We start from the raw sequence: 20445 nt of genomic DNA, 5'->3' as shown, positions 1-20445 counted from the left end.
CTGAACGGCTGCCCTCGCCGACCGGTCGGCGACCCGGCCTGATCAGCACGCCTCCGGCGCCCTCGCGCCGCCCCGACACCAGAGCGCTCCGCTGTGTCGGCCCCCATCGAGCTTTCCCCTGATTTCCGCGCTTCGGTGAGCGCGGACCTGACTATGAGGCCTTCATGAAGAACGACCGCCGCACTGCCAGGAACCGGATCTTCTCCGGCCTGGCCTTCACGATCATCGGGAGCCTGCTCCTTCCCTCCGCCGTTGCCCACGCCGAACCCGAACCCACCCGTGAGGAGGTCGAGGAGCAGATCGAGGAGCTCCTCCAGGAGTCGAGCACCCTCGTGCAGGAGTACAACGAGGCGGAGGAGACCTTCGAAACCGCTGAGTACAAGGCCGAGGAGCTCGACGACCAGGTCGGCTCGGAGGAGGAGCGCTACGAGGAGCTCCAGACGAAGGCGGCCCGGCTGGCCAGTGCCAGTTACCAGTCCAACGACCCCGACTCGGTGCGGACCTCGCTGTTCGTCGACAACCCCGAGGAGATCTACGAGCAGTCCGCCGACCTGTCCTACCTCTCCGAGTCGAGCAGGGGCGAACTGGAGGCGTTCGCCGAGAGCGACGCGCGCCTGATCGCCCTCAAGGGCGAGGCCGAGCTCGCCCGCGACGAGGCCGCCGAGCAGTTGGAGGAACTGGAGGAGCAGAAGGACGAGGTGGACACCAGCCTCACCGAGCAGGAGGAACTCCTGGCCTCGTTCGGCGGGGAGAACCCCGCCAACGCGGGTGAGACGGCCGCGGGGGGAGGCGACGCGCCAACCTACACCGGTTCGGCTTCGGGTAACGCGCGGGCCGCCATCGACTTCGCCTACGGCAAGATCGGTACTCCGTACGTGTGGGGTGGAACGGGTCCCAACGGCTACGACTGCTCCGGTCTGACGCAGGCCTCCTGGGGAGCCGCCGGGGTGAGCATCTCCCGGACCACCTACACCCAGTACGACCTGCCCAACCAGGTCTCGTGGGAGAACATCCAGCCCGGCGACATCCTGTTCTTCTTCCCCGACCTGGGCCACAACGGCCTCTACGTGGGAAACGGGCTGATGGTCCACGCTCCCAGCAGCGGTAAGACCGTCTCAGAGGTGCGGCTCGCCGACTACTGGGCGCAGCACTTCGTCGGCGCCCGGCGCCCCTGACAGGTGTCGGCCGGACCGGGACAGGAGGAGAGAGGGTGAAACACGTTCACGCGGTCGTCGGCGTCTCCCTCCGGCTTCGTGGCGGACCGCGATCACCGAGGCCGCGAAGCCAGCGGAGACAGTGGTGTTACCCTGCGGTTATGTCGTTGTCCACGTCATCGCGCAGCCGTCGCGTGGGACTCGCCTGGGCGCGGATCCTGTTGCTGGCGGCGCTGGTGCTGGGCGTGGGCGCCATGCACACGCTCGGCCATCCGCATGACGGCGAGCACGGCGGCGGCCAGGAGATGACGGCCATGGTCGCGGCGCCGGAGCCGGGCCACGCCGCCGTCGACACCGATCCGCCTCCCATGGATCCCACGTTGATGTGCCTGGCGATCGTGGGTTTGGCGATCGCGCTGTTGGGCGTGGCCGCGGTGGCGTTCCACCGTTGGCCGCAGGCGCCGCAGAGCGCGGTGTGTCTGCTTCGCCGATCCATCCGGGACCTCTCTCCTCCACCCGGTGCCCTCTCTCTGGCGCAGTTACAGGTGCTGCGCATATAGGAGGCCTCCGGACGGATGTCGACCGGCGGGTCCGGAAGCGATGTCCGCCCTGGTGTGTGCACCACAGCCGCTGCGCCGACGCGAGTTCGTCCGTGCGGCGGGATGACTACGGAGAGAGATGATTCGACCATGAACGTGTACAAGCGTGCCTTCGCCCCGGCGGCCGTCGCCGTCGCGGCAGCCGTGTTCCTGGCCTCGTGCGGTGGGACCGACGACGAGTCCACGACCGCCGCGCCGGAGTCCTCCGAGCAGAGCACGGCCGAGTTCAACGACGCGGACGTCAGCTTCGCGCAGATGATGATCCCGCACCACGAGCAGGCCGTGGAGATGTCGGAGCTGGCCGAGGCCCGGGCCGGTGAGGACGTCCGGGGACTGGCCGCGGAGATCGAGGCGGCCCAGGGCCCCGAGATCGACCAGATGACCGGCCTGTTGGAGTCGTGGGGCGAGGAGCCCATGGACGACATGGGTGGAATGGACCATGACGGCATGGACGGCATGATGTCCGAGGACCAGATGGCCGACCTGGAGCAGGCCGAGGGCGACGCCTTCGACACGATGTTCCTGGAGATGATGGTCCAGCACCACGAAGGTGCCATCACCATGGCCGAGACCGAGATCGAACAGGGCGTCAACCCTGAGGCCCAGGAGTTGGCGCAGGAGATCGTCGACGCGCAGCGGACCGAGATCGAGCAGATGAACGACATGCTCGGCACCGGCGGTGATGACGGTGATGGCGGCGAGGACGACGGAGAAACGTCCTCCGACGACGAGGACCACGGCGGGCACTGACGGACCCGTCACGGGTGCCGGGCGACCCGCCCGGCACCCGCTTCCGCGTTGCACGATGTCTGGTGAGGGACGGGTACGGAAAAGTGAACACGAGCAAGAGGCCTCGGCTGGCGGTCGCCGTCGGGGTGAGCGCGGGCCTGATCGCCGCGTCGGCCGGGTGTACGTCAGCGGATTCGGATGGTGTGGGACAAGGCGGGGGCACGGAGTCCGCCGTGGTGGGCGTCGAGTTGCCGACGGAGGTGTCGCACGTGCACGGCGTAGGGGTTGATCCCGACACCGGTGACGTCCTGGTCGCTTCTCACGAGGGCCTCTACGTCCTGGCCGCTCCAGGGGGGCCGGGAGAGGAGTCGGTGGTGCCGGAACGGATCGGGCCGGGCATCGACCTGATGGGCTTCTCGGTCGCCGAACCGGGCCGCTACGTGGCGAGCGGCCACCCCCATGAGGGCGTCGACATGCCGAATCCGGTGGGCCTGATCGAGTCCCGCGACGGCGGGGCGACCTGGCAGGCCCTGTCCAGAGCGGGAGAGTCGGACTTCCACGCCCTGGTCGCGACCGCCGAGCGCGTGGTCGGGTTCGACGGGAGCCTTCGTGCGACCGAGGACGGAAACTCCTGGGAGACGCTCGACGAGGACATCGAACCGTTCGCCCTGTCGATGGCCCATGACGGCCGAACCGTCGTGGCCACTACACAGGGTGGGCTGATGCGCTCGAGCGACGGCGGGGCGGAGTTCGCTCCCGTCGAGGGGGCGCCACCTCTGGCGCTGGTCGACTGGGTCCCGGACACGGAGGTCGTCTTCGGTGTCGCGCTGGACGGGGGAGTGCACCGCAGTGAGGACGCCGGTGCGACCTGGGAGTCGACCGGCCAGATCGAGGGGGAGGCGCAGGCACTCCATGCCGACGCCGAACAGCTCGTCGTGGTCGCCGACCACCGGGTGACCCGGTCCACCGACGCCGGGACCACCTTCCGTTCCTGGTGAGAGCTGGTCCTGGTGACGGCCAAGGCCCGTCGGTGTCACGTAGGAGGCCGTGCGTGACACCGACGGGCCTTTCCGCCCGGGCGCCCTACCAAAGCGGTCCGCGCCGAGCGGGTTCCGCAGGTCGCTTCGGGCGCCAGTCGAAGGGGAAGTGCTTGCTGGAGCCGCCCTTGTACGGGTGAGAGAAGTCGAAGCCGGTGGCGTGGTCATCCGCCACGACGCCCCAGGTGGCGACCTGTCCGGGGCCGACCTCGGCGCCTGGTGCGTTGACGAGCTGAACCCGCCGGGCGGGGTCGGCCGTTGGACCGGTGAGAGCGGTGGCGCCGACCCTGACCCGCCCGGGGATCTCCGCTTTCCAGTAGGCGAGGTCCGTGGCGGCCTCGAAGGTGATCGGGGCGTACTCGATCCCCCTCAGCTCGCTGATGAGGGAGCCGAACAGGCCCGGCCAGCCCCCTTCGTGGCCCGTGAAGATGCGCACGAGGCGATCGCGCTGAGCCTCGTCCGCCTTGGAGTCGATGTAGAACATCAGCTTCATCATGGCGTTGGGGTCGTTGATCCACATGTTGCCCTCGAACTCTCCGAGGGCCACGACCCCCAGCCCGCTGAGGTCGATGTCGCCGTGGTGTCCCTCGTGGACCTGCCAGGCGAGTGTGAAGAGGCAGTCCCCGTGGGTGGGGGCCTGGGCGAACGTGCAGGGGCAGGGCAGGGCACAGCTACAGACGTCGAACCACTCGCCCCGGAGGTGCCAGTTGGCACTCGGCGTCGTGGACGAGGCGGTGCTGTCGGACGGTGCGACCTCCGAGATGATCCCGTCCGGCGACCGATCGGTGCCCGCGCGCATGAGCGGATGTGTGGGCTGGGCCCCTTCCGTTGCGACTGCGGAGTTTCCTCGTTCCGTGCCGCAGTTGCAGGTACCTGCGCACATCGCTATCACTCCCTCATTCTCGATAAATACCCTTGGGGGGTATTCATCAACCGTAGTTATACCCCTAGGGGGTAGCCAAGGGGTGTGTCTGTTGGGGTCGAAGATGGTCGGAGGGAGGCCCTGTTCTCCCGGGGCAAGATGTGTCACCGGTGTTGTTCGGGCTCTTCGGTGGGTCAGGAGCGGACCAGGCGGGCGATGGCTGCGGAGGCCTCGTCGATCTTCTCTCTCGCCTCGGGGCCTCCGCGAGCGGCGGTGTCGGCCACACAGCAGTGCATGTGCTCGTCCAGGAGTTCCAGGGCGAGCGCCTGCAACGCCCGGGTGGCGGCGGAGACCTGGGTCAGCACGTCGATGCAGTACTTGTCGTCCTCGACCATGCGGGAGATGCCTCGGACCTGTCCCTCGACGCGGTTGAGCCGCTGGAGGTTGCGGGTCTTCCTGTCGCTGCTGGTGTCCATGTGCGCGCTCTCATCCTTGGTGGCGTGGCGTGTGTGGCGGTCGTCCGGTCTGGCCTGTCGCGGGGTGTGTGAGAGGGCCGATGCCCCGGGCCAGCACGGTCCGGGGCACCGCAGGCGCGGTGTCTCGGGCCGCGCGGGCGGACTCCCTGCGGTCGGCTGCGGGGAGCAGGGGGTCGACCACGGTGCCGACTCCCAGGGCTCCTCCGAAGGCCACGGTGAGGCCCAGACCGTAGAGCCCCAGCTTGGCGGGAGCGTTCGTCTCGGGCCTTTCCTCGTGGCGGCCCCCTTGGGAACGGCGCGGGCTTGTGACGCTCGTGTGCGAAGGGCCTCCGTGGCGAAGGCTCCATCCAACAAGCTAGGAAATACCATACCCCCTAGGGGTATACAAGCCTCGCTTTGCGAGCTCTCTCCATTTCTTTACATACCCCCTGGGGGTATGTTAATACTGGGGATGCGGCCCACCCTCGGATCGCCCATTCATGAGGAGGACAACCATGAACGCCCCCCGCGACATCGTCATCGTCGGTGGTTCCCTGGCAGGTCTGCGTGCGGCCGAGACCCTGCGCAAGGAGGGGTTCGCGGGAACCCTCACCGTGATCGGTGAGGAGGACCGCCTCCCCTACAACCGCCCGCCCCTGTCCAAGGGGGTGCTGACCGACGCGGACGGCCACGTCGACCACATCGAGCTACCCCGGTCCGAGGGCCTGGACGCACGGTGGCTCCTGGGCGGCCGTGCGGTCGGCCTCGACCGCGCCGCCCGCGAGGTCCACGTGCAGGACGGAACATCTGTCCCCTACGACGGCCTGGTCATCGCCACGGGGGCGCGGCCTCGGAGCCTGCCCGGTCTGACGAACGGACTGGACGGTGTCCACGTCCTGCGCACCCTGGACGACGGACTCGCGCTGCGGGCCGCGCTCGACACCCGGCCCCGACGCGTCGCGGTACTGGGGGCGGGGTTGATCGGCTCGGAGGTCGCCGGAGCGGTCCGGACGCTGGGGATCGACGTGACACTCATCGACAGCTCGCCCCTACCGCTCGTCGCCGCTCTGGGGGAACCCGTCGCACGCTGGATCGCGCGGACCCACGCTTCCGCCGGAGTCGACGTCCGTTTCGGAACGGGGATCCGGACGGTTGAGGGGAGGGACGGCAGGGTCGCGCGGCTCCGTCTCACGGATGGATCCGAGGTCGAGGCAGACCTCCTACTCCTGGCCCTCGGAGTGGAACCGAACACCGGTTGGCTGGAGAGTTCGGGCCTCCCACTCGACGGCGGCGTGGTGACGACCGCCGCGTTGTTCGCCGAGGGAACGACCGACGTGGTAGCGGCAGGCGACGTCGCCCGGTGGCCGAACCCGCTCTACGAAGGTCGCCCCGCGCGCGTGGAGCACTGGGGGAACGCCGTCGAACAGGGCCGACATGCCGCAGTCAGCCTGCTGCGCGGCCCGGGGGAGGCGGAGGGGTTCGGTCCCCTTCCCTCCTTCTGGTCGCATGTCCATGGCGGCAAACTCCAGATCCTCGGACTTCCTGACCTGGCGGACGAGGCGCGGCTGGTCCACGGCTCGGAGGAGAAGGGCCGCTTCGTCTACGCCTACGCCCGCCAGGGCCGCCTCGTCGGCGCCGTCGCCGTCGGTTCGGCCCGCCAACTCCTGAAGTACAAACCCGCCCTCACCGATCGGGCGCCAATCGACACCCTCGCCGCTGTCTAGTGACAGGGGCGCCGAGACCAGGTGGTGAGCGGCGTCTCCACCGGAGCGAGCCCCGTCCTGACCTGTCAGGACGGGGCTTTCGGCGAGGTGAGTGTGGCGGCCTTCGGGGTGTGCGTCTCCTCAGTCGTTCGGTACGGGGGTGAGGTCATCACCCAGGACCGTCGCGATCGCGGCGGCGCGGGAGTGGTCGTCCAGCCGACGCGTCAGGTAGGCGCAGGCGTGGCCGTGCCGGATGGACCACCAGGCGGCCGAACCGCCGATACCGCCCTTGGCGATCTTGGCCCGGTCGCGCAGGAGCCCCAGCGTCCAGGTGAGCGCGGTACCGAAGACCTCGTCCTGTCCGGTGACCTGAGGCGCGATGAACTCTGCGTGCAGGCGGGGGCCCAACAGTGCGCTCACCGGGCCGTCCGGATCGGTGAGGACGGAGAAGAACTCCGCCAGCCCGGACGCGGTCGCGTGCAGGTTGACTCCTCCGAAGACCGACTGCCGCCAGGGGCGGGAGTTGGCCCGGTCCACGTCCAGGGCGCCGGGGGGAGTCTCCAACCACGGCGCGGCGGGAAGCCGCCCGGGCCAGCCCGGATCGGCGTACTCCAGGTCGGCGACGCGGTGCAGCGCGTGTTCTGGCACCCCGAACCAGGCGTCCAGTCCCAACCCTGGTCGCACCACGTCGTTGAACACCTCGCCCAACGACGTTCGGGCCCCCGCACGCAGGACGCCGTCGATCAGGTGCCCGTAGGTGAGCGCGTGCTCGCCCAGCGACGTCCCGGGGGTGTACTCGGGCGTGGCCCCTGCCAGGCTCCCGCGCAGTCCGGCGTCGTCCAGCAGGTCCAGCCCCACCGCCTGGGCGGGGAACCGGGGCTGGCCCGCCTGGTGGGTGAGCACGTGCCGCAGCGTGGTGTGCTCCTTGCCGTGGCGCCCGTACTCCTTCCAGTAGCCGGCGATCGGGGCGTCAAGAGCCAGCGCGCCGTCCCGGACTGCCACCAGGGCCGCGAGCGCGGCGAACGGCTTGGACACCGAGTAGGGCTGGACGAGCGTGTCGGACCGCCAGGGGCGTTCCCGTTCCGCGTCGGCCCACCCGCCGCTCAGCCGGACGACCTCGCGCCCCTGCCGCCAGACGGACAGGCCCGCGCCCGTCTCCCGGCCGTCGTCCACCAGTTCCTGGAAGGTCCGGCGCACCGCCTCGAACCCGTCCGCGGTGAATCCCTCCACCTTCATGCCACCACTCCTCGCATTCATGGTCGTGTCTCCTTCGGTGGCTTCCGCACGGCCGTAGCCGGGCCGCTCCCTTCGGGCGGCCCGGCTATGACGCGCGGGTTCAGACACCGGTCTTCGTGGACTCCTCCTCGCCGGACCGGCTGTCGGTGGACTTCGCCGAACGCATCAGGGCCAGGCCCAGGACGGAGTCGACCGGGTAGGAGGTGTTGACGATGCCTGAGGTCAGACCCGCCTTCTGTGACGCGGACATGGGGTTGTCTTCTGATGCGCGGTCCCGCTTCGCGGCGAGCCAAGGGGGTGATGTGAAGCGGGAACATGAGGGGTCGTCAGACGCTCGCGACCTGGTATCCGGCCTCGTCGACCGCGGCGCGGACCGACTCGTCGCTGAAGCCCGAGCCGTCGACCGTCACCCGGCCCTCGGCCAGGTCGACCGCCACGCTGGTGACTCCGGGGATCCTGCCGACCTCGGTGCTGACGGAGCTGACGCAGTGTCCGCAGGTCATTCCCTCGACCTGGTAGACCAACGCGTCGTCCGTGACCGTGGTGGCAGCGGGGGTGGCGTCAGTGGAACAGGTGCCGCACATGTTTCTCTCCCTGGTGCCTCAAATACCCCATAAGGGTATCTGGAAACTAGATTTATCATACCCCCTGGGGGTAGTCAAGCAGTGGTTTTCCACCTCAGGCGGGAAACCACGAGCGCCGGGCACCCCCCAACACGTGACCGGCGCGCGGGCGGGGGCGGGCCCCCCCCGGCCTCCCGGCCAGCATCGGCCCTAAACGGCCGGCGCCGGGCGCGGAGCACCGGCTGCCCGAAGGACGGCGGCCGTGCTGGCCTCCGGGGTCAGGTCGAGCCGACGCAGCAGCTGCGCGTTCAGGGCGACCACGACCGTGGACAGCGACATCAGCACCGCGCCGACGGCCATCGGCAGCACGAACCCGACGGGGGCCAGCACACCGGCCGCCAGCGGTACGGAGATCAGGTTGTACCCGGCCGCCCACCACAGGTTCTGCTGCATCTTGCGGTAACCGGCCCGGGAGAGCTCGATGACCGAGAGCACGGACCGGGGATCGTCGCTGGCCAGGATCACCCCGGCCGAGGCGATCGCCACGTCGGTGCCCGCACCGATCGCCAGTCCGACGTCGGCCTGGGCCAGAGCGGGGGCGTCGTTGACGCCGTCCCCGACCATGACGACCTTGCGCCCCTGGTTCTGGAGCTCGGCGACCTTGGCCCCCTTGTCCTCGGGCCGCACCCCGGCGAAGACCTGGTCGATGCCCAGGTCGGCGGCGACGGCGTTGGCGACGGCCTCGGCGTCACCGGTGATCATCACGACCCTGATGTCCAGGGCGTGCAGGGCCTTCACAGCCTGCCTGGACTCCTCGCGGACCTCGTCGGCCAGCGCGAGCGCCCCGATGACCTCGCCGTCGGCCAGCACGTGCAGGATGATCGCGCCCCGGGCCTTCCAGGTCTGCGCGATGGCCATCTCGGCAGCGCCGTTCGCCTGGAGCATGCCGGGTCCGCCCACGCTGATCCGCGTGCCCGCCACGGTTCCGGCCACACCCACGGCGGTGGACGCCCTGAAGTCGCTCGCCCTGGGAACGTCGACGCCCCGGTGGCGGGCGGCGGCCACGATGGCCTTGGCCAGGGGGTGCTCGCTGTCGGCCTCCACCGCGGCGGCCAGGGCCAGGACCTCGTCCTCGCCGAGCCCGTCACCGGGGGCGACGTGGGTGACGGTGGGCTCGCCCTTGGTCAGGGTGCCGGTCTTGTCGAACAGGACGGTGTCGGCGGTGCGCATGCTCTCCAGCGCCATGCGGTCCTTGACCAGCACGCCGCCCTTGGCCGCGCGTTCGGTGGCGATGGAGACCACCAGCGGAATGGCCAGCCCGAGGGCGTGGGGGCAGGCGATGACCAGGACGGTGATGGTGCGGATCAGGGCGTCCTCGGCCAATCCGAAGACCGACCAGGCGGCGAGGGTGATGCCCGCCGAGACCAGGGCGAACCAGAACAGCCAGGCGGCGGCCCTGTCCGCCAGTCGCTGCGCACGTGAGGACGAGCTCTGTGCGTCGGCGACCAGCCGCTGGATGCCCGCGAGGGCGGTGTCCTCGCCGACCGCGGTGATCCGTACCCGCAGCGCCGTGTCCGTGGCGACGGTTCCGGCGACGACCTGGTCGCCGGGGCCCCGGCTGACGGGGCGGGACTCACCGGTGATCATCGACTCGTCGACGTCGGCGGTGCCCTCGGTGATGCGCCCGTCGGCCGGGACCCGGCCGCCGGGGCGGACGATGACCGTGTCCCCCAGGGCCAGGTCGGCGGGGGCGACGGTGACGACCTCGTCGCCGACGATTCTTTCCGCCTCGTCGGGCAGCAGTGCGGCCAGGGACTCCAGGGCGGAGGAGGTCTGGGCCAGGGAGCGCATCTCGATCCAGTGGCCCAGGAGCATGATCACCACCAGCAGGGCCAGTTCCCACCAGAAGTCCAACTCGTGGGACAGGATGCCCAGGCTCGCGCCCCAGGAGGAGAAGAACGCCACGGTGATGGCCAGGGCGATCAGCAGCATCATGCCGGGCCTGAGCGCCCTGATCTCGCTGACCGCGCCGGTCAGGAAGGGCCAGCCGCCCCAGAGGTACATCACGGTGCCCAGTACCGGGGAGACCCAGGCCGCGCCGGGCACGTCCGGAACGGTGTAGCCGAGGATGGACGCGAACATCATGCTCAGGCCGACCGTGGGCACCGCCATGGCCAGCATGACCCAGAACAGCCGCCGGAACTGCCCCACGTGGTCACCGTGCCCCGAGTGCCCGCCGTGACCCGCGTGCCCACCGTGCCCACCGTGCCCGGTGTGTCCACCATGGCTCGCGTGTTCTTCGTGGCTGGTGTGGTCTCCATGGCCGGAGTGGCTGCCGTGCCCCGCGGCGGAGTGGCCCTCCGCCTTCACGGGGGGCTCACCGGAACTCGTGCCGTGGTGCTCATGACCGGAGTGCGCGTTGTGATCGTGGGGCGTCGTGTTCATGTCGCCCAAAGTATACCCCTGGGGGGTATATGGCAAGGGTGCGTGTCGCGCGGGGGAAGGAAGCGGGGCGCGAGCCTGGGGCGGGGTCACCTACGGACGCGGACGATCCCTCTGCCAAACAGGGCGATCGACAAAGCTGGATCTGGGGTGACGCAGTAGGCCCTCGTCCCGCTGCCCGCCCGTTGCGGGGACGGAAACCGCCAAAGAATCTTGGCTCAGATCAGCAGGAGCGCGTAGAGGTGGTGAAGCTGAAGGCAACTGGACGCGATGCCGCTGGACGCCACACCCGTACTGCCCAACAACGCCGGACCTGCCACACGGTTGCTCGAAGGGGCGTCACCGAGCAGGGCCCGGACCCGTTCCAGGACGTGGGAGTCCGCGAGCGCCAGGTGCCAGCCGACTCGGGGGCGCGGGTTGGCCAGAGCTACCTGGGCGATGGTGTGGGCGACCAGTTCACGATCACCCGTCGCCGTGGCGGCGTCCTCGTCGGCCCAGCGCTCCAGCGCGAAGCGCAGCGACTGGTTGAGCGTCCTCAACGGAGGGAAGACCGCTGCGGCGAGGGCGCCCAGCGTGGTGTACACGTGGTGGTTGTGCCGCAGGTGGGAGTGCTCGTGACGGAAGACCACCTGGAGTTGCTCTCGTGAGAGGACGCGCAGGAGCCCCTTGGATACCAGCACGCCGCCGTGGTGCCCGGGTACCGCCATGGCGATGGGTCGTTCCTGGCCAGTGATGCTGGTGACGTCGGTGCGTACCGTGCGTATGTCCCTCCACCAGCGGGCGCCCAGGCGACTGACCCCGAAGAGACCGATGACCACCAAGCCCAGGGCCATCAACCCGAAGTGGGTGGGGACGGGCCCGTGGTCGAGGAGGAGCCTGCCCTTCCCCGAGGACAGGACCGAACCCGTAGGCAGCAGACCCGCGAAGAAGACCGCAGCCACCAGGAGCGTGGTGCTCAGGACGGCCAGGGCAGTGGTGACCGCTGAGATCACCAGGATCCGTGAGGCCCAGGACGGATGGATCGGCAGCGGGCGCCATCCGAGAACCAGGCTCAACACCATCAGGACGACTGCGGGGATGAAGGTTGGCCAAGTCACGGCTACTCCTGTTGTCGGTTCAGGAGCGTTCGGAGTGCCTCCTCCTCCGAAGCGCTGAGCCCGTGGACGAACTGGTTGAGGACGTTGGAGGGATCGCTGGCGACGCGCAGGTGGTCGAACATGCGCCCGGCGGCCAGTTCGGACTCGTCGACGAGCAGCCGGTAGAAGAAGGCCCTGCCCTGTTGGGAGCGCTCGACCATCTTCTTGTCCAGGAGACGGAACAGGACGGTGTTGACCGTGGTGTAGGCGGGGGTGCTCTCCAACATCTCCCGCAGCTCTCCAGCGGAGAGGTAGCCCTCGGCCCCCGCGAGCACCGCCAACACCTCGGCCTCTAGCTGTCCGAGCCTTCTTCGTGACATCTCATCCTCGAACTTTTCCTTGTTCTCGTAGCAAACCCGGTACCTCCCGCAGGCGTTCCGTTGACCCGAGGGGCCACACCTTCTGCGAGCCGGTGTGCGGACCTCACTGCTTGAAGCCGATGTGCAGGTGGTCCTCGTGCACGGTGTCGGTGAAGGTCGCCCCGTTGGTCGTGCTCAGAGCCCACGGCCCGCCGACCTCCGTAGCGCCTTCAGCCAGCGCCATCTCCATCAGCCTACCCGCGGGTCCCTGGGGGCCCTCTTGGCGAAGGTCGGCGACGGTGATCCCGTCGATGGCCCAGATGTCGACGGCCCGCCCATTGGTGTGGTTGCTCACCGAGGAGCTGTCGAAGACGTTGACGGGGTGGCCGGTGGACAGGACCGCCACCGAGATGGTGTGATCCGCGGTGATGTCCAGCATCATCTGGAGAACCCGTGCGTCGATATCCCCGGCGATCACGTCCCAGCGGGCGCTGCTGGGCAGGTCGATCTTCGACGAATCCAAGACCTGGGCGGCGACACCTTCGACAGCAACCCATTCCTGCTCGCTCCCGCTTTCGGGGGCCGGTGTCCCGGTCGGGTCCGACTGTTCCGGAGAGGCCGGGTCGCTTCCTATAGAGGCGACCTCAGCCACCTCCCAGGCTTCCCCCCTGCGGTCCAGTCTCAGGTCGATGACGCGCGTGACGGAGGTCAGGGAGTCGTCGAGCAGGGTGGAGATCTCGGTGACGGCCATGATGGAGGCCTGATCGTCGGTCAGACCGCCCAACTGCGGGTAGAGCACCTGGGCCGCCCCCGCGTGGCCGTCGCCGGGGAAGAGTCCGGCGTCGGTGACGGCTTCGGAGTTGAGCCCGGCTGCGGTCAACCGTTCACGGGCGGCATCGGCGGTGCCCTCTCCTGCCTCGTAGTTGAAGACGGTCTCCAGGAAGCGTACGGCGGAGCGCTTCACCCCGGGTGCGGGCTCTCCGTCGGCGACGTCGTAGGCCGACACCGAGGGCAGCGCGGGCGCCCCCGGTTCGTTGTCGGCGGGGGAGGAGCCCGTGCCGGAGGGGCCACCGCAGGCGACCAGTAGGGAACCAGTGGCCAACACCGCCAGCGCCTGCCACGTACGTGGAGCGAAGGTTCCACGAACCGGACGGAAAGTACGTGGCGGGCTCTTGTGGGTCATGAACTAGCTGTTCCTTTCGAGCGATCGGTGGCGATCGGTGAACGTGGGCTCGGCGACGAAGGTCTCGGTGGAGTGCCGGATCATGGCCACACCCTCATGCCAGGAGTCACGGACCACGGAGCGGTGATCGTCCAGGGCCTGGGCCAGGAGCCCGCCGATCTCGTCCACGCCGGCCGCGGCCGTGAGTATGGCGCTGCCGGAGAAACGCGGATTGATCTCGAACACGTAGGGCGTCCCCGATGCGTCCACGCGCAGTTGGACGTTGAGGGGTCCGTCGGCGTCGAGTGCGTGGGCGGCCTTGACGCACTCCTCGGTGACGACGCTGTCGTGTCGGCTGATCGCATAGCGCGAGGAGCCGTTCTTGAAGACCACTTCCTTGGGAACGACCGCCTGGATCCGCCGGTCCCGCCAAGCCACCACCGACACTGAGAACTCCGGTCCGGTGACGTACTCCTGCACGATGATCTGGTCGGGATCAGCAGCACTTCGGCCCATGGCTTCCTTGAGCTCGGAGGGGTGGCGCGCGAGGAAGACGCCCCGGCTTCCTCTTCCCCGGCGCGGCTTGCCGATCACGGGGAAGGCGAGATCCTCGGTTCCACGCGTGGCCAGGCGCGTCCGTGGTACGGACACCCCGGTCTCATCCAGGAACTCCATGAGGGTCAGCTTGTCCAGGCACCGGGTCACGAGGTCGGCGTGGGGGAGCAGGATCTGGATGCCGAGCTTTGCCAGCGCCCACACCGCGACCAGTTCCTCGTCGACCAGTGGCACGATCGCACGGATCCGTTCCGCGGCGCAGATCCGTGTGATCTCCGGAACGTACTCGGGACTCTGCCCCGGTGGGACCACGTAGGCCTGGTCGGCGAGGTAGAGGCCGGTCGCCTCGGGGTCGGTGTCCACCGCGACCACCCGATACCCCGCGTCCCGCAGCCCCAGGATCTTGCCCGCCGTGCCCTCGGCCCCCGCCGCGGTCACCAGGATGCTCGCTCTGTCGCTTGGCATGTGATCGCCCTTTCCCCAGCCGTATCTGGCTGTACGCCATCCTCAACTACTACACTAGTGGTAGATGATTTGGTGTGCGCTGAACTGGCCAAATCCGGTCATCAGGCCCATTGGGCGTAGCTCCATGCCCTTCTCGGATGTCGTGATCGGTCTACTATTACAAGTGTAGTAGATTGAGGTCATGTCTGCCACCACGCCCACGGGGACGCCCCCGGTGTCGCTGCGCGTCATGGAGCTCAGCGATGTCCCGGTCGCGGTCCACCTGCACCGGACGAACCTGCCCACCGGCTTCTTCGTCGAACTCGGGGACCGCTTCCTGAGCCGCTACTACCGAACATTTCTCACCAGCCCCGCAGCCGTCGCCCTCGTCGCCGAGGTCGAGGGCCGGGCGGTCGGCTTCCTGGTGGGTTCCACGGACGAGGCGGTGCACCATCGCCACGTGATCGATCTCAGCCGGTGGGATCTCGCCCGGGCCGGAGTAACGGCCTTGCTCTTTCGGCCCGAGCTGACCGCCCGCTTCATGCGCACCAGGGCCCGGCGCTACCTCAAGGGCATTCGCCGCGCCCCCGAACGGGCCACCACCTCCCAGGAGGGACCGCGGGGAACCGTCCGAGCGGGGGTGCTCAGCCACATCGTGGTGGATTCCACCCTGCGGCGGGGCGGGGTCGGGGCGGTACTGGTCAAGGGATTCGCGAGCATCGCCCGAGTCCACGGCGTGAAGCGCCTGAGCCTCTACACGAGCCACGACAACCACGCCGCGCAGCGGTTCTACCAGCGCCTGGGCTGGCAACCGCACCCTTGGCAGACCGACATCGACGGAAAATCCTGGACGCCCTTCACCCTCGACCTGTGAGTTCCGACTTCCTCCGCAGCAGTCCTCACCCCGATCCCCCGACCACACGAAGCACGCTCGGATCCCCGTGACGTCCGGGTGCGCAGAACGGAGGCACATGTCCACCGACGGTGACGACGGCCGAGACGAACCGGCCCACAGGAGTCGCGCGACGACACCCGCACAGGTCACCGCATCCCCCCTGGTGGCGACCGAGGGCGGTACCGGGCTGGTCAGGTCCGGTGCTCTGATGGCCGCCGGGACCCTGGTCTCCCGGGCGACCGGTTTCGTGCGCACCGTCGTCCTGGCCGCGGCGCTGGGGACCCAGCTCCTCGGTGACGCCTACAACACGGCCAACACCCTGTCCTTCATCGCCTACGACCTGCTCATCGGGGGGCTGATGGCGAGCGTCATCGTCCCCTTCCTCGTGCGGTGCCGCAAAGCCGACCGCGACGGGGGACTGGCCACCGAACAGCGCCTGTTCAGCGCCGCACTCCTCTTCCTCCTCATTGCCACGGCCCTCGCCGTGCTCGCGGCCAAGCCGATCGTCGGCCTGTACGCGGGCGGCTTCACCCCGGCACAGCACGAGGTCGCGGTGCTGTTCGGGCGCTATCTCCTGGTGCAGATCCTCTTTATCGGCGTGAGCGGCCTGTCCAGCGCGATGCTCAACAGCCGGGGCAGGTTCGCCGCCTCGGCCTGGGCACCGGTGCTCAACAACCTGCTGATCATCGGTGTGGGCGCGGCGTTCCTGTGGATCGCCGGACCGGGCCGCACGCCGGAGAGCATCACCCAGGGCCAGATCGCCCTGCTCGGGGCGGGGACGGCAGGCGGAGTGGTGCTCCAGGCGCTTGTCCTCCAGATCGCCCTGCGCAGGTCCGGGTTCCGGTGGCGCCTGCGCCTGGACCTGCGCGGTTCCGGACTGGGCGAGGCCCTGCGCTCCGCCGGATGGATGTTCCTCCTGGTCTGCACGATGCAGACCGGTTTCCTCATCACCGCCAACCTCGCCAACCGTGCCGGGGCGACCGCCGCATCCGAGGGATCCGGAGTCGGCGCGGGGCTGACCGCCTACAACTACGCCTACCAGCTGTTCCAGCTGCCCTACGCGATCATCGCGGTCTCGGTGATCACCGTTCTGCTCCCCCGGATGAGCGCCCACGCGGCCGACCACGACTGGGAGCGGGTCCGCGACGACTTCTCCCGCGGGTTGAGGGGCTCCTCGGTGGTCCTGGTCCCCCTCGCGCTGGCGCTCATGGTGTACGCGGCGCCGCTGTGCGTCGCCGTCTTCGCCAGGGGCAGCACCTCGATCGAGGACGCACAGGCCATCGCTGGGGTGCTCACGGTGTTCGCGGCGGGGCTGATTCCGTTCACCGCCTATCAACTGCTGTTGCGGGTCTTCTACGCCACCGGCGACACCAGGACTCCAGCCCTGCTCAGCCTCGGCAACGTGGCCGTGCACGGCACCATCGCCGTCATCTCCTACCTCGTGCTTCTCCCGTCCCAGGTCGTCATGGGCATCGCGGGCGGGTTCATGCTCTCCTACGTCAACGGTCTGGTCTTCGGTGGAATCATCCTCAGCCGTCGCCTCGGTAGCGTGGACGCCTCCCGTATCGGCGCGACGGTGGCAAGGCTCTACCTCACGGCCCTACCGGGCGCTGCGGTCGCATGGGCGATCCAGGTGTTCTGGTTCGATGATCCGGCTTGGGGACTCGCTGCGACCGTGGCGGGCCCCCTCGTGGGCTGCGTGGTCGCGGGCGTCCTCTACCTCCTGCTGGGATACCTGTTCAGGATTCCGGAGATGCGTGACCTGTTGGGCTCCGTCCGTACGCGCGCGGTGTCACGTCGCAGATCGAACTCGCCCTAGGTACCCGCTCGGTCTGGGTGTGGTCCTCGTCTCTCAGGCAGCGATGGGTACCTCCTGGCGCATCGGTGCGGACGAGGGCGAGCGCACGGTGCTGATTACGCACGGCGTCTTCGCGCCCGTGCGCAACCCGGTCTTTACCGGCAGGGGGGCACTGCTGTTCGGGCAGGTACTCGCTGTTCCCTCAGCGCTGTCGGTTGCGGCCCTGCTTGTCTTCGTCGTCGCCGTGCAGGTGCAGGTCCGCGCCATTGAGGAGCCTTACCTTCTGCGCATCCACGGCGCCGCCTGCTCCGGTTACGCTGCACGCACCGGTCGTTTCCGGCCTGGGATCGGTCGGCTCGTCATCCAGGACGGCACCGGGGAGGAGCCCCGGTGAGCGGCTGTTGCGCCCCCGGCGACCATGAGCCCACGCCGAAGGAGGAGCGCGTCGGCCGGATCGCGCTGGCCGTCATCCTCACTGTCAGCGTCGCGGCCCTGGCCACCGTTGGCGTCCTCGCCTTGGGGTTGCCGAGACCATGAACGTTCTCGGCCGTCGGCATGCCGGTTCGGCTGGGAACTTGCGCACACCACCTACGCCGATCGCTCCGTCCGGTGTTGCGATACCGGTGTCAGTGGACGTGTACGCGGTCGTTGAAAGTTTCCCCTGCTCTCGGCGAGGCAAGGGAACACTTGTTTGGGCTGTGGATGGTAGGGGAATCAGGGGCCAGGACGAGGGCTGATCTCCGCGATGAGTTCCTCGACGCGCTTTTTGATGTCGTCGCGGATGGGGCGCACGGATTCCACGCCCTGTCCGGCGGGGTCGGGGAGTTCCCAGTCCAGGTAGCGCTTGCCGGGGAAGAACGGGCAGGTGTCGCCGCAGCCCATGGTGACGCACACGTCGGAGGCCTCGACGGCCTCGGTGGTGAGGATCTTGGGGCTCTGGTCGGTGATGTCGATGCCGACCTCGGCCATGGCCTCGACGACGGCGGGGTTGAGGGTGTGGGCGGGGGCCGAGCCCGCCGAGCGGACCTCGATCCGGCCTTGGGAGAGGTGGTGGAGCCACGCGGCGGCCATCTGGGAGCGTCCGGCGTTGTGGACGCAGACGAACAGCAAGGACGGCTTGTCATGGGTGGTCATTGGTGGTTCCTCTACTTCGGCTCAGTTGTGATGGAGGGGGAGGTCGGCGCGGCCAGGAAGGCCACGAGGTCGGCGATGTGGGCGTCGATGGCGTCGCGAATCTGGCGCAGCTCCGCGAGGGAGGCGCCCTGGGGGTCGGGTGTGGGCCAGTCCAGGTAGCGCCGCCCCGGAACGACCGGGCAGGCATCGCCGCAGCCCAGGGTCACGACGACGTCGGCCGCCTCGACGATCTCCTCGGTGAGGGGCTTGGGGTAGGCGGGCCCCAGGTCCGCGCCCACTTCGGCCAGGACCTCGGCGAGGTGGGGCTCTACCTCGGCGCCGGGCGAGGTCCCCGCGGAGGAGACGGTGACGGACCCGGTGGCGCGGTGAGCCAGGAGGGCGGCGGCGATCTGCGAGCGCCCGGAGTTCTGGCCGCACACGAACAGCACGCGCGCCGGTCGTGAGCTCGGTGCGCTGTGCATGGCGGCGAGGGCGTCCAGGCGTTCCGCGGCCAGACGCTCGGCGAGGACGTCCAGGTGGGTGGTGACCCGGGCGGTGGTGGCAAGGCGCTGGCGGGAGTCGATGATGAGCGCCTGCACGGTCTCGGTGGAGAAGCTGCCCTTGTGTCGGGCCGCCAGCCGTGCGGCTCCCACATCGACGCGTTCGTGCAGGAGTGATTGCGGTTCGGGCGTGGCCATGCTCTGGACCCCCTGGGAGAAAGTAGCCGTTGGCCAACTCATCAGTGTTAGCTGATGCGATAGTATCAGCCCATGCTGATATCAGTAGAAACTGATTTGATGAGAGTGCTGTCCGACCCGCTGCGCCTGAGGATCGTCACCCTGCTCTCCCGCGAGACCCTGTGCACGACGCACCTGATCGAGGAGACCGGGGCGCGGCAGACCAACCTGTCCAACCACCTGCGGATCCTGCGCGAGGCGGGCGTGGTGGAGACCGAGCTGTGCGGCCGGTTCACCTACTACCAACTGCGTCCGGAAGCCTTGGAAGCTCTGGCCTCCCACCTGGCGGACCTGGCCGCCACGGCCCGTGCGACCGATGCCACACAGAACCGGAGGCCCTGCTGATGACCTCGACCGACAAGACGACCAGCGGTACAGATGAGACCGTCGTCGCGAAACTCTCCTTTCTGGATCGGTTTCTCGCCGTGTGGATCCTGCTCGCCATGGCGGTCGGGCTGGGTCTGGGCCGGGTGGTCCCGGGACTGAACGAGGCCCTGGCCGCGATGGAGGTCGGCGGGATCTCGCTGCCCATCGCCCTGGGTCTGCTCATCATGATGTACCCCGTGCTGGCCAAGGTCCGCTACGACCGCCTTGACACCGTCACCCGCGACCGGCGCCTGCTCATCTCCTCGCTGGTCGTCAACTGGTTGGTCGGCCCGGCGGTGATGTTCGCGCTCGCGTGGATCTTTTTGGCCGACCTGCCCGAGTACCGCACCGGGCTGATCATCGTGGGTCTCGCCCGCTGCATCGCCATGGTGATCATCTGGAACGACCTGGCGTGCGGCAACCGCGAGGCCGCCGCCGTGCTGGTGGCGCTCAACTCGGTCTTCCAGGTCCTGGTGTTCGGCCTGCTGGGCTGGTTCTACCTCGACCTGCTGCCCGGTTGGCTGGGCCTGGACACCGGGGGTCTGGACGCCTCACCGTGGCTGATCGCCCTGAACGTGGTGATCTTCCTGGGCATCCCGCTGGCCGCGGGGTTCCTGACCCGCCGGGTCGGTGAGCGGCGGATGGGCCGGGAGCGCTACGAGACGAACTTCCTGCCCAGGATCGGCCCGTGGGCGCTGTACGGGCTGCTGTTCACCATCGTGCTGCTGTTCGCCCTCCAGGGGGATCGGATCACCAGCCAGCCGCTGGACGTGGTGCGCATCGCGGTGCCGCTGTTGGCCTACTTCGTCATCATGTGGTTCGGCACCTTCGCCTTCGGCAAGGCGATCGGGATGGACTACGACCGCACCACGACCCTGGCGTTCACGGCCGCGGGCAACAACTTCGAGCTGGCCATCGCGGTGGCGATCGCGACCTTCGGCGTCACCTCGGGTCAGGCCCTGGCCGGGGTGGTGGGCCCGCTGATCGAGGTGCCCGTGCTCATCGGACTGGTGTACGTGTCGCTGGCCTGGCGCAAACGGTTCGCACCCGAACGCAGGTAGGAATCACCTCCAGGAGCAGGGCCACGTCCCGCAAGGATCCGACACGGGCCCTGCTCCTTCGTGCACGGCGCGTTGCCCAGGCAACGATCGCCGGCACAC

The 20445-nt window shown here is 68.9% G+C and carries 23 protein-coding genes; 11 read left to right on the top strand and 12 right to left on the bottom strand.

Going from position 1 to position 20445, the window contains the following annotated elements; translation table 11 throughout:
• The first annotated feature begins 164 nt into the window (after positions 1–164).
• The 4 genes from ACWGKS_RS22235 (at position 165) to ACWGKS_RS22220 (ending at position 3480) form a co-directional block, all read left to right on the top strand.
• Positions 165–1175, top strand: a complete 1011-nt coding sequence (locus tag ACWGKS_RS22235) for a C40 family peptidase (protein ID WP_452523849.1) — start codon at positions 165–167, stop codon at positions 1173–1175.
• Between the two features lie 140 nt (positions 1176–1315).
• Entirely contained in the window at positions 1316–1714 is a 399-nt protein-coding gene (locus tag ACWGKS_RS22230; protein ID WP_452523847.1) for a DUF6153 family protein, read from the top strand.
• A gap of 129 nt (positions 1715–1843) precedes the next feature.
• The gene (locus ACWGKS_RS22225; protein ID WP_452523845.1) at positions 1844–2503 is read left to right on the top strand and encodes a DUF305 domain-containing protein; all 660 of its coding nucleotides are present in this window, start codon (positions 1844–1846) and stop codon (positions 2501–2503) included.
• Positions 2504–2586: 83 nt separating this feature from the next.
• Entirely contained in the window at positions 2587–3480 is an 894-nt protein-coding gene (locus tag ACWGKS_RS22220; RefSeq protein ID WP_452523843.1) for a F510_1955 family glycosylhydrolase, read from the top strand.
• An 85-nt stretch (positions 3481–3565) separates the two neighbouring features.
• Here the strand turns inward: ACWGKS_RS22220 and ACWGKS_RS22215 are convergent, their stop codons facing one another.
• On the bottom strand, positions 3566–4318 hold the full coding sequence (locus tag ACWGKS_RS22215) for a DUF1326 domain-containing protein (RefSeq protein ID WP_452523841.1): 753 nt from the start codon (positions 4316–4318) through the stop codon (positions 3566–3568).
• Between the two features lie 257 nt (positions 4319–4575).
• Positions 4576–4857 carry a metal-sensitive transcriptional regulator gene (locus ACWGKS_RS22210; RefSeq protein WP_452523839.1) on the bottom strand — a complete coding sequence of 94 codons (282 nt, stop codon included), beginning with the start codon at positions 4855–4857 and terminating at the stop codon, positions 4576–4578.
• Between the two features lie 494 nt (positions 4858–5351).
• Between ACWGKS_RS22210 and ACWGKS_RS22205 the strand changes: the two genes are divergently transcribed.
• Positions 5352–6560: an NAD(P)/FAD-dependent oxidoreductase gene (locus ACWGKS_RS22205; protein WP_452523837.1), complete on the top strand. Its 1209-nt coding sequence runs from the start codon at positions 5352–5354 to the stop codon at positions 6558–6560.
• A 120-nt stretch (positions 6561–6680) separates the two neighbouring features.
• Here ACWGKS_RS22205 and ACWGKS_RS22200 read toward each other — a convergent pair whose 3' ends face one another.
• From ACWGKS_RS22200 to ACWGKS_RS22165, 8 genes are all read right to left on the bottom strand, one after another.
• On the bottom strand, positions 6681–7796 hold the full coding sequence (locus ACWGKS_RS22200) for a serine hydrolase domain-containing protein (RefSeq protein ID WP_452523835.1): 1116 nt from the start codon (positions 7794–7796) through the stop codon (positions 6681–6683).
• Between the two features lie 79 nt (positions 7797–7875).
• On the bottom strand, positions 7876–8025 hold the full coding sequence (locus ACWGKS_RS22195) for a hypothetical protein (protein ID WP_452523833.1): 150 nt from the start codon (positions 8023–8025) through the stop codon (positions 7876–7878).
• 76 nt (positions 8026–8101) lie between these two features.
• Positions 8102–8359, bottom strand: coding sequence for a heavy-metal-associated domain-containing protein (locus ACWGKS_RS22190; protein ID WP_452523831.1), 258 nt, complete (start codon positions 8357–8359; stop codon positions 8102–8104).
• 189 nt (positions 8360–8548) lie between these two features.
• A complete protein-coding gene (locus ACWGKS_RS22185) occupies positions 8549–10783 on the bottom strand; it encodes a heavy metal translocating P-type ATPase (protein WP_452523829.1) in 2235 nt (744 codons plus the stop codon).
• A 215-nt stretch (positions 10784–10998) separates the two neighbouring features.
• Positions 10999–11877: a M56 family metallopeptidase gene (locus ACWGKS_RS22180; protein ID WP_452523827.1), complete on the bottom strand. Its 879-nt coding sequence runs from the start codon at positions 11875–11877 to the stop codon at positions 10999–11001.
• 2 nt (positions 11878–11879) lie between these two features.
• A complete protein-coding gene (locus ACWGKS_RS22175; protein WP_452523825.1) occupies positions 11880–12236 on the bottom strand; it encodes a BlaI/MecI/CopY family transcriptional regulator in 357 nt (118 codons plus the stop codon).
• A gap of 103 nt (positions 12237–12339) precedes the next feature.
• Positions 12340–13398 carry a hypothetical protein gene (locus ACWGKS_RS22170; protein WP_452523824.1) on the bottom strand — a complete coding sequence of 353 codons (1059 nt, stop codon included), beginning with the start codon at positions 13396–13398 and terminating at the stop codon, positions 12340–12342.
• A gap of 3 nt (positions 13399–13401) precedes the next feature.
• A complete protein-coding gene (locus ACWGKS_RS22165; protein WP_452523822.1) occupies positions 13402–14397 on the bottom strand; it encodes an ATP-grasp domain-containing protein in 996 nt (331 codons plus the stop codon).
• Between the two features lie 181 nt (positions 14398–14578).
• Here ACWGKS_RS22165 and ACWGKS_RS22160 point away from each other — a divergent pair, with 181 nt between their 5' ends.
• The 4 genes from ACWGKS_RS22160 (at position 14579) to ACWGKS_RS22145 (ending at position 17606) form a co-directional block, all read left to right on the top strand.
• Entirely contained in the window at positions 14579–15250 is a 672-nt protein-coding gene (locus tag ACWGKS_RS22160; protein WP_452523820.1) for a GNAT family N-acetyltransferase, read from the top strand.
• A gap of 97 nt (positions 15251–15347) precedes the next feature.
• Positions 15348–17090, top strand: a complete 1743-nt coding sequence (gene murJ, locus ACWGKS_RS22155) for a murein biosynthesis integral membrane protein MurJ (RefSeq protein ID WP_452523818.1) — start codon at positions 15348–15350, stop codon at positions 17088–17090.
• Positions 17091–17133: 43 nt separating this feature from the next.
• Complete coding sequence (locus tag ACWGKS_RS22150) at positions 17134–17463, top strand: methyltransferase family protein (RefSeq protein WP_452523817.1); 330 nt, start codon at positions 17134–17136, stop codon at positions 17461–17463.
• On the top strand, positions 17460–17606 hold the full coding sequence (locus ACWGKS_RS22145; RefSeq protein WP_452523815.1) for a hypothetical protein: 147 nt from the start codon (positions 17460–17462) through the stop codon (positions 17604–17606). The genes ACWGKS_RS22150 and ACWGKS_RS22145 overlap by 4 nt, the downstream gene beginning before the upstream one ends.
• Positions 17607–17783: 177 nt before the next feature.
• Here ACWGKS_RS22145 and ACWGKS_RS22140 read toward each other — a convergent pair whose 3' ends face one another.
• Positions 17784–18203 carry an arsenate reductase ArsC gene (locus ACWGKS_RS22140; protein ID WP_452523814.1) on the bottom strand — a complete coding sequence of 140 codons (420 nt, stop codon included), beginning with the start codon at positions 18201–18203 and terminating at the stop codon, positions 17784–17786.
• Positions 18204–18214: 11 nt separating this feature from the next.
• Positions 18215–18880: an arsenate reductase/protein-tyrosine-phosphatase family protein gene (locus ACWGKS_RS22135; RefSeq protein ID WP_435107117.1), complete on the bottom strand. Its 666-nt coding sequence runs from the start codon at positions 18878–18880 to the stop codon at positions 18215–18217.
• A 99-nt stretch (positions 18881–18979) separates the two neighbouring features.
• Between ACWGKS_RS22135 and ACWGKS_RS22130 the strand changes: the two genes are divergently transcribed.
• Together ACWGKS_RS22130 and arsB are read left to right on the top strand one after the other, a co-directional pair.
• Positions 18980–19264, top strand: coding sequence for an ArsR/SmtB family transcription factor (locus tag ACWGKS_RS22130; RefSeq protein ID WP_452523811.1), 285 nt, complete (start codon positions 18980–18982; stop codon positions 19262–19264).
• Complete coding sequence (gene arsB, locus ACWGKS_RS22125; RefSeq protein ID WP_452523809.1) at positions 19264–20346, top strand: ACR3 family arsenite efflux transporter; 1083 nt, start codon at positions 19264–19266, stop codon at positions 20344–20346. The genes ACWGKS_RS22130 and arsB overlap by 1 nt, the downstream gene beginning before the upstream one ends.
• The last annotated feature ends 99 nt before the right edge of the window (positions 20347–20445 follow it).

Source organism: Nocardiopsis sp. NPDC055879, assembly GCF_053615935.1.
The sequence above is the reverse complement of the archived record's forward strand: the minus strand, read 5'-3'. Positions and strand labels throughout refer to the sequence as shown.